This window comes from Bacillus sp. V59.32b (assembly GCF_003429085.1).
GTDB lineage: Bacteria > Bacillota > Bacilli > Bacillales > DSM-1321 > Peribacillus.
The window spans coordinates 1-8,777 of record NZ_QVTC01000093.1; the positions used below are offsets into that span (position 1 = coordinate 1).

The 8,777-nt window shown below is 40.6% G+C and carries 9 protein-coding genes; 6 read left to right on the forward strand and 3 right to left on the reverse strand.

The features are described 5' to 3' along the window. The first annotated feature begins 833 nt into the window (after window positions 1-833). Complete coding sequence (gene map, locus D0463_RS17585) at window positions 834-1,580, forward strand: type I methionyl aminopeptidase (protein ID WP_117308670.1); 747 nt, start codon at window positions 834-836, stop codon at window positions 1,578-1,580. Between the two features lie 40 nt (window positions 1,581-1,620). Here the strand turns inward: map and D0463_RS17590 are convergent, their stop codons facing one another. The 3 genes from D0463_RS17590 to D0463_RS17600 all read right to left on the reverse strand — a co-directional run bounded on the left by D0463_RS17590 (window position 1,621) and on the right by D0463_RS17600 (window position 3,621). Further along, the gene (locus D0463_RS17590; RefSeq protein ID WP_483295751.1) at window positions 1,621-2,247 is read right to left on the reverse strand and encodes a pyridoxamine 5'-phosphate oxidase family protein; all 627 of its coding nucleotides are present in this window, start codon (window positions 2,245-2,247) and stop codon (window positions 1,621-1,623) included. Between the two features lie 234 nt (window positions 2,248-2,481). Beyond that, window positions 2,482-3,144, reverse strand: a complete 663-nt coding sequence (locus D0463_RS17595) for a hypothetical protein (protein ID WP_160118474.1) — start codon at window positions 3,142-3,144, stop codon at window positions 2,482-2,484. A 243-nt stretch (window positions 3,145-3,387) separates the two neighbouring features. Next, window positions 3,388-3,621: a hypothetical protein gene (locus D0463_RS17600; RefSeq protein WP_117308673.1), complete on the reverse strand. Its 234-nt coding sequence runs from the start codon at window positions 3,619-3,621 to the stop codon at window positions 3,388-3,390. Between the two features lie 148 nt (window positions 3,622-3,769). On the opposite strand from D0463_RS17600, the gene D0463_RS17605 reads away from it, so the two are divergent. From D0463_RS17605 to phoU, 5 genes are all read left to right on the forward strand, one after another. Then, window positions 3,770-4,723 (forward strand): PstS family phosphate ABC transporter substrate-binding protein, encoded by a 954-nt coding sequence (locus tag D0463_RS17605; protein WP_117308674.1) that lies wholly within the window; start codon window positions 3,770-3,772, stop codon window positions 4,721-4,723. A 71-nt stretch (window positions 4,724-4,794) separates the two neighbouring features. After that, a complete protein-coding gene (gene pstC / locus D0463_RS17610; RefSeq protein WP_117308675.1) occupies window positions 4,795-5,766 on the forward strand; it encodes a phosphate ABC transporter permease subunit PstC in 972 nt (323 codons plus the stop codon). Continuing rightward, window positions 5,766-6,644 carry a phosphate ABC transporter permease PstA gene (pstA, locus tag D0463_RS17615; protein WP_117308676.1) on the forward strand — a complete coding sequence of 293 codons (879 nt, stop codon included), beginning with the start codon at window positions 5,766-5,768 and terminating at the stop codon, window positions 6,642-6,644. Before pstC ends, pstA begins: the two co-directional genes overlap by 1 nt. 45 nt (window positions 6,645-6,689) lie before the next feature. After that, complete coding sequence (pstB, locus tag D0463_RS17620; RefSeq protein ID WP_117308678.1) at window positions 6,690-7,502, forward strand: phosphate ABC transporter ATP-binding protein PstB; 813 nt, start codon at window positions 6,690-6,692, stop codon at window positions 7,500-7,502. Window positions 7,503-7,559: 57 nt separating this feature from the next. Then, window positions 7,560-8,219 carry a phosphate signaling complex protein PhoU gene (gene phoU, locus D0463_RS17625; RefSeq protein WP_117308677.1) on the forward strand — a complete coding sequence of 220 codons (660 nt, stop codon included), beginning with the start codon at window positions 7,560-7,562 and terminating at the stop codon, window positions 8,217-8,219. The last annotated feature ends 558 nt before the right edge of the window (window positions 8,220-8,777 follow it).

Consider the following 8,777-nt stretch of genomic DNA (forward strand, 5'->3'; position numbering starts at 1 on the left):
GACCCCGCAGCGAGGTACGAGTGAGGAGGCTTGCCAGTTCGTCCGCGGAAAGCGAGTAGCTTCCATGACCATTTTGAAAATCAACAATGGAATTTAACAGAGCCTTTCTAATAAGAAGGGGGTCGTTCGTGCTTAATAAATATTCGATTTCTATAAAAGGAGTAATTATTATTGAGGAAGATGGTTTAATAAAGAAGATATAGACAAAATCAACTTACCGTTAGGATATATTAATACGATAAAAAACTATCGCAAAGAATTTTGAAAGCCCCATGATAAGTAGTTTCCTTTTATTAAAGATGGAAGACTACTATTTAAAAGGAGATCACTTGGTTTCATTGCTTATCAATCACTACTCAGGTTTTTGAGCAGCCGTACATATAATAAATACAAGAATCCATTATTCTAATCTTAAACTAAGACACACGCTTTAATTAGCGGGTTTTTTATTTTCCAGAAATAGTTACATTTTCCTTTCAACAATTTATAGATAACGTGTGAAGTAGTAATGAAAAACCTGAAAGTGAGTTGTTCATCCAAAAAATTCAGCGGGACTTTCATCCGGAAATTACCTATCTTATCGGCTCCGGCAATCAAGAACTATCAGAACTGGCGCCATTTACTGCGGACTACCGGAAGCAGGAAGGTAAGACAACCATCTATATTTGTGAAAACTTTGTCTGTCACAATCCAGTGAGGAACTTGGATGAAGCCATCGATTTATTGACCCGGTTATATACCGGACCTTTTTCTTGCATAATATGAAACAAAAGGTCTAGAATTGGATTATCTGTTTTTTCAACGATTATGAAATAAAGGAAGAGGATTTGTCCATGATAACAATAAAAAGTCAACGTGAAATTCAAATGATGCAGGAAGCAGGAAAACTTCTTGCTGCCTGCCATAGAGAAATTGCCAAAATGATTAAGCCGGGAATCACATCAAAAGAAATTGATAACTTTGTGGAAGAATACCTGGCAAAGCATGGAGCCACACCTGAACAGAAAGGCTTTCATGGCTATGAATATGCGACATGCGCCTCCGTCAATGATGAGATCTGCCATGGTTTTCCTTCCGACAAGCCGTTGAAGGAAGGGGATATCGTTACGATCGATATGGTCGTCAATCTGAATGGTGGTCTTGCAGACTCAGCATGGAGTTATGCAGTAGGGGAAGTGTCAGAAAAGGCAGAACATCTTCTGGAAGTAACGAAAAATTCCCTTTACAAAGGGATTGAGCAGGCGCGTCCCGGTAAACGTCTTGGGGACATTGGCCATGCGATTCAATCCTATGTAGAAGGAGAGAATTACTCAGTTGTACGTGATTTCACTGGTCATGGCATCGGAAAAACGATGCATGAAGAACCGACAGTCCTGCATTATGGCAAGGAGGGTAAAGGGCTGCGTCTTAAAGAAGGAATGGTCATTACGATCGAACCGATGGTGAATGTCGGAACCTGGCATTCCAAGATGGATGATAACGGCTGGACAGCACGGACCGTGGACGGCAAACTGTCTGCCCAATATGAGCATACCGTTGTGATCACAAAAGATGGGCCTTTGATATTAACGGAACAATGATAAGCAAAAATAGCATGCTTTGCGGCATGCTATTTTTATTTTAATAAAGCCGTTTCCGGTACGCTTCAGCAAGCGATGCGGCGACTTCTTGCTCTGTCATGTCCGGTAACTTGGCATGGACCGCCAACATTTTCGCGGCAGACGGGAGGGCTGCTTCCTCAATCCATGTGTCTTGGTTCCATAATCCAGAGCGTTTAAACGCCTTGCCGCAATGTATGAAGCATTCCTCGACCTCAATTGCAATCCCAAGTAAGGGAGTTTTTCCGTTTGCTTTCATATTCTCAAGGATGTGTTCATCACGAATTACTGTTGCGCTTCCGTTTATTCTTAACGTCTCATCCAAGCCGGGGATGAGAAAAAGCACGCCGACCTGAGGGTTTTCCAATACATTCAGGATGGAATCCAGACGACGATTCCCTGGTCTTTCAGGGATGACGAAATGTTTTTGATCGATTACATGAATAAAACCGGGGGCATCTCCCCGTGGTGAACTATCACAATGCCCGGAAGAATTAGCAGATGACAGGATGAGAAAAGGAGATTTGCGGAGAAACTCGATACAATTGTCATCTAGATAATCTATCACCTTATTCTTTGCCAGTACGCCGGGATTGCCTAATAAGGAACGCAATTCTTCTTCGGATTTCACTTCATTTATAAACTTCAAACAAACCATCTCCTTAGGGAAATCATATCGTAAAATTTAAAAACACAAAGTATTTTTCAGAAAATATAGGATTTGTGCTATATAACTATGCTGAAAAACAGTGTTTATCAACCGAAGATTCTACATATTTATTATTTTGAAAAGAACCTCGGTAGAATATATAGTTGTACGTGGAAATCCCGGAAAAGATGGGAAAACAAAATGAAACAGTTAGTTAGTAGTTTTTTAATGGACTTATAAATAAGTGATTCCCAATACATAGTTATGATAGAGATTCGATAAATTGAGAGGAGTGTGACAGATGAAATGGTAATAGAAACCAGCTTCCGAACTGAAGCGGAGGTTATGGCACAAACAAGGCAGGTTATGGCTCACTTGATCATCTGGCTTTGTATCACCTGGGTTTTCTTGATCGATTCCAAAATCAACACTAAAGCAATGCTTGTCAAAGCGAAGAAAATGATAGGCGTCAACGGAATCCATGGGTACGCCCGTAAAAATTGATAGGAAAAACCTATCAAGCCAGACCATTCGTTGGAAATCGAGCTCACTGTGCCTTCCTCGACCTTGGTTCCACCAAAGAATAATTTTAATACTCCCAGATGGGCCATCAACAGCAGCACCTGGATAAATGATTAAAATGGGTAGTAAAGCGATTGTGAAAATATCCGGTATGGACTCAAGGACCGTAACGATTTTGTGAATGATTCCAACTCGATTTTTTAAAAAAATAAACGACAAGTAGGCAATGATTGCGGAAAACAGCACAGAAATTAACAAAGCCAAGGATAAAATATAGTAGGTTTCCGCCGCCTGTTCCAAAGCAAATGGAAACAGTTGGCCATATTTCCCATTTTCAAGAAAAGTGCCATTATTAAAATGAATAAGTTTATTCACTAGCATCCACGTATGATTCCAATATTCCTGCTCGTTAAATTTCATATCGTTAAATAAGATAGGCCAACCACTGATCAATAAAATGATAAAAAGTGAAAAAAGCATCTGGCATATAACAATACATATCTTTTTGCCAACGCTGGACAGTGTCATGATTTGTTGCTCCTTCCATCCGATTTGAAAATAACAACAAACCCTGCTTGATTAGATTTTAGCAGGGTTTGTTCGCGTTAAAATCAGCTTTTAATCTTCATCCCCAGTTACTTTAATTGCGGGTGTATTGTTATAAATATAGGTTGGTGGAAAAGTATGAGGATCCTCGTCATTTCCATAAAAAGCTTCCTGTAGCTTAATGTTGGCACTTTCAGCCTCAGAAAGGCCATCAGTGGAAGCCCTTACTTTAATATCTTCCAATTTTTTGTTTAATTCAATATTCACTTTTACCGATTCTTCGGAAAAAACTTTTTCATCGTCCAATTATTATCCCTCATTTCTCAAATTAATAAAAATCCATCTCCTGCTTATAATATTTTCAATCCATAATTATTTTATGAATGGGTCATACTAACGGAAAATCTTATCTTAAAATATCAGTTTTATTTCAAAACTTAGGAGGTATTCAAAAATGAAAACATTTAAATACTTTGCGCTATTGGCGCTGCTTCTTATTTCCGTATCTGGATGTGGAAATCAGGGAGAGAACAACAATGGTGGAAACGGGGAAGGCGGTGGAGACCAGCTGCAAGGCAATGTTAGTGTGGACGGCTCATCTACGGTCTATCCAATAATGGAAGCCATCGTTGAAGAATATATGGCCGAACAGCCAGAAGTAAAAGTTTCTGTTGGGACGTCTGGTACAGGTGGCGGTTTTGAGTCATTTGCAGCAGGGGAAACTCAATTGGCAAACGCTTCCCGTCCGATTAAAGAGGAAGAAAAAGCGGCACTCGAGAAAAACGGAATTGATTATACAGAATTCAGGCTGGCCTTTGACGGGCTCTCTGTCGCTGTTAACAAAGACAATGATTGGGTGGACCATTTAACGATTGAGGAGTTAAGAAAAATGTGGATTGAAGATGGCAGTCCTCAAAAATGGTCAGATATCCGTGAAGGATGGCCAGATGAGGAAATCCAGTTTTATTCCCCTGGAACGGACTCCGGTACATTTGATTATTTCAATGAAATTGTATTAGAAGAGAAACCGATGGTAGAAGGGGCAACCCTTTCCGAGGATGACAATATCCTTGTACAGGGTGTAAAAGGGGAGAAAAATGCAATCGGCTTCTTTGGATATGCCTATTACGCTGAAAATAAAGATGATCTAAAGGTTGTTCCAATTGACGGCGGCAAAGGACCAGTCGAGCCAAACAATGAAACCATTAAATCGGGGGAATATGCACCTCTATCCCGTCCATTATTCACTTATGCGAATAATGCTGAGGTAAAAGAAAATAAAGAGGTGTATGACTTCCTCCGCTTCACAATCGAAAATGCTGGTGAATTTTCCGAGGACGTGGGGTATGTCCGCCTTCCGAAAGAAGAATATGATGCAGATAAGGATAAACTGGAAGCCTTAAAGTAGACTTGTTTGTTATTTGATGGGAAGTGACTGCTTACTTCCCATCTTCTCTTATTGTGAAATAATGGAAAATGATGTGGATCGAAAGGAGTTTTAAATGTTTGAATAATAATCGAAAAACTTCGTCGGTGCAAGAAATGATTTCTGAAAATGTACATAAGAAAGGCAAAGGTTTTTCATTTGAAAATATCGTTCCGATTTTGTTGTTTATCACAGCTGCTATATCCATACTTACAACAATTGGAATCGTGCTTACCCTTATATTTGAAACATTTATATTTTTCAACACCGTTTCGATTAAAGAGTTTTTGACGGCGGACAAATGGTATCCTTTTTCGGCAACTAATGCTTCGTATGGTATTATGCCTCTCGTTTCTGGAACGTTGAAGGTGACGGCCATTGCCGTCTTAGTGGCGGTACCGATTGGAATTGCGACCTCTATTTATTTGAGCGAGTATGCTACAGAGCGTTCCCGTAGAATCATTAAACCAATATTAGAGGTGCTGGCAGGGATCCCGACCATTGTCTATGGTTATTTTGCTTTAACCTTTGTCACACCGTTGCTTCGGGATATCATCCCTGGGCTAGAAATTTTTAATGCGTTAAGCCCGGGACTTGTCATCGGCATTATGATTACACCAATGATTGCTTCTTTATCCGAGGATGCGATGTCATCGGTTCCGATGGCCATGCGCGAAGGCGCCCTCGCATTAGGTGCAACCAAATTCGAAGTTGCTATAAAAGTTGTTTTGCCAGCAGCAATTTCCGGAATTATTGCCTCCATTGTGCTTGCCATCTCGCGGGCGATTGGAGAAACGATGATTGTCGCGGTCGCGGGCGGTTCGACCCCTAACCTTTCATGGGATGTAACCGGCTCGATCCAGACGATGACCGCCTATATCGTCCAGGTGAGCCAGGGCGATGCAGGCTATGGCACTACGATTTACTATAGTATTTATGCGGTTGGAATGACGTTGTTCCTGTTCACGCTTGTGATGAATTTTATCGCGCAATTTGTCTCACGCCGGTTTAGGGAGGAATATTGATGAAGTTCATTGATCAAGGAAGAATCCAGAATAGAATGAAGCCGAGACTTGCTTCAAACATCTTTTTTCGTACTTTGTTTCTCTTGGCTACACTATTTGCGTTGCTCGTTTTAGCGGTCTTGCTTTATCGAATTATCTTCCAGGGAATTGGTTATTTGGACCTTCAGTTTTTGCAAAGCCTGCCATCGAGAAGGCCGGAACAGGCTGGGGTACTCACCGCGTTGATTGGTTCGATTTGGCTCATGGCGGTCGTTGCCCCGGTTGCCTTGATTTTAGGGGTGGGCACTGCGATTTATTTAGAGGAATATGCAAAGAAAAATGCCATGACTACATTCATTCAAATCAATATTTCAAATTTGGCTGGAGTACCGTCCATTGTATTTGGTTTATTAGGGTTAACTGTTTTTGTTCGCGCGTTAGCTTTGGGTACAAGCGTTTTGGCAGCCGGTTTAACCATGAGTCTGCTTGTATTGCCGATCATTATCGTTGCTTCCCAGGAGGCGATTCGGGCTGTACCTAAAGAATTAAGGGAAGCTTCATTTGGCCTCGGGGCAACTAAATGGCAAACCATCATCCGGATTGTGCTTCCGGCAGCCATCCCCGGTATATTAACCGGCGGAATTTTAGCCTTATCAAGGGCGATTGGAGAAACTGCGCCGCTTGTCGTCCTCGGTTTGCCTTTATTCGTAGCCTTTTTGCCAAGAACTGTATTTGATATTTTCACGGTTCTTCCGATGCAAATCTATAATTGGACCAGCAGGCCTCAGGAGGAGTTTCATGCGATCGCTGCAGCGGGTATCATTGTATTACTCGTGCTTTTACTTCTATTAAATACGATAGCCGTTCTAATTCGCAATAAATATCAAAGGAGATATTGATTGCGGCGGAGAATACTTAATGGAGGAGGCTACACAATGGATAAAATGATTGAAAGCAACCAATCCAGAAAAGAAAACCAGCCGGGTGAACAACCTACCGAAAACCGTTCTGTCTATAAAACGAGACAGTTGAATCTATGGTACGGTGACAACCAGGCATTAAGAAACATTGATTTAGATATCACTGAAAATGAAGTAACAGCTATTATTGGCCCTTCAGGGTGCGGGAAATCTACGTATATTAAAACATTGAACAGAATGATTGAATTGGTGCCCGGGGTGAAAACCTCAGGAGAAATCGTTTATCGCGACAGAAACATCCTTGACAAATCATATAATGTAGAAGAGCTGCGAACAAGAGTAGGTATGGTATTTCAAAAGCCGAATCCTTTTCCAAAATCCATTTACGAGAATGTCGTGTATGGGCCAAAAATCCATGGCATCCGCGATAAAAAGATGCTCGATCAGATCGCGGAGAAGAGTCTGAAGGCAGCTGCGATTTGGGACGAGGTGAAAGACCGTTTAAACCAGAATGCATACGGCCTATCTGGCGGTCAGCAGCAACGGCTTTGTATTGCCAGATGCATGGCAATCGAACCCGATGTCATCCTTATGGACGAACCGACGTCCGCTTTAGATCCTATCTCCACCTTAAAAGTCGAGGAACTGCTTCAGGAGTTAAAAAAAGATTTCAGCATCATCATTGTCACCCATAATATGCAACAAGCAGCTCGTATCTCGGATAAGACGGCTTTCTTTCTGAATGGGGAAGTGGTGGAATTCGCTGATACGACAAAGATGTTTTCCAATCCATCCGACAAAAGGACCGAAGATTATATAACCGGCCGATTCGGATAAAAAATAATAGGAATTAATAAGGACATGTCCCTTATTAATTTATTGGGGAGTGTTAATATGGCAATACGGGAAAGCTTCGAGGATGAACTGACAAAACTTCAAAATAAAGTGCAAGAACTAGGAAATTTTACAAACGAGGCGCTGACGAGAGCATTGGAGGCGTTGGAAACGCAAAATATAGAATTGGCGCTTGAAATCATGGAAGATGATACGAAGGCAGATATACTGGATGAAGAAATAAATGATCTTTCGATTTGGCTCATAGCCAGCCAGCAACCGGTCGCTATCGATCTTCGCAGAATTATCGGCGCGATCAAAATCGTTACGGATGTTGAAAGAGTAGCAGATTTCGCGGTAAACATTGCGAAATCGGCAATCCGGATTGGCCAGGATTCCGAAATGGCACCGGTCGAAAACATCCGGAAAATGCATGGGATCTTATTGGAAATGCTAAGATTATCGCTGGAAGCCTTCAATGAAGAAGATATTGACAAAGCAAAAAAGGTAGCCGACATGGATGATGAAGTGGATGAGTTATACGGCCAAACAATCAGAGATTTTCTCTCCAAAAATGAGAACAATCCCGAGTCACTCCCGCGAGTCACCCAGCTGTTGTTTGTGTGCCGCTATTTGGAAAGAGCTGCAGACCATTGTACGAATATCGCGGAAAGTGTGTATTACCTTGTTAAGGGAAGACGGTATGATTTAAATAGTTAACAGAAAAGCGGTACCTGTAAACTTGGGTACCGTGTTATTTTTTGAAAAAATACATAGTAATTGTAAAGAAGCATGGTATAAAACCGCAATTTGGTTTCAAATGTTGATTTTAAAAAAAGTTCGATAATTTATAAAAAAGATTGATAATTTTGTAATAAAGTTTGATCAAAATCCTATAATTTAGATAGGATTTTTCTTTATTGCTTTTGTTAATGTTATAAAACTCCATTCTTGTTCTTCCACAAACGGGCCAGATTGTTGAAGAACACGAAAATGATTTTATTATTGTTTTTAGTTATATAAATGTTTGGTACTATAAAAGCATGAAAACAAATATGAGTATTGTTAGTTTTTTCTGAGCCTAATTTGTTTATTTGAATTAATGGTGAATAGCAAGACTTTAAGGATATAAAAGTAAGGGAGGATGATATGATGAATCAATTTGGAACACTACATAAGTCAAATGGTCGTTATGCTCTAAGATTTGAACGCTTTTTCTCTTATAAACCCGAAGATGTTTTCCGTGTCATTACGAATCCTAGTTACTTCTCCCAATGG

Bases quoted from the DNA above. Each gene is read 5' to 3' on its own strand.
- phoU (WP_117308677.1), top strand. From the start codon at position 7,560: ATGGCAATACGGGAAAGCTTCGAGGATGAACTGACAAAACTTCAAAAT.
- D0463_RS17605 (WP_117308674.1), top strand. From the start codon at position 3,770: ATGAAAACATTTAAATACTTTGCGCTATTGGCGCTGCTTCTTATTTCC.
- pstA (WP_117308676.1), top strand. From the start codon at position 5,766: ATGAAGTTCATTGATCAAGGAAGAATCCAGAATAGAATGAAGCCGAGA.
- pstB (WP_117308678.1), top strand. From the start codon at position 6,690: ATGATTGAAAGCAACCAATCCAGAAAAGAAAACCAGCCGGGTGAACAA.
- pstC (WP_117308675.1), top strand. From the start codon at position 4,795: ATGTGGATCGAAAGGAGTTTTAAATGTTTGAATAATAATCGAAAAACT.
- map (WP_117308670.1), top strand. From the start codon at position 834: ATGATAACAATAAAAAGTCAACGTGAAATTCAAATGATGCAGGAAGCA.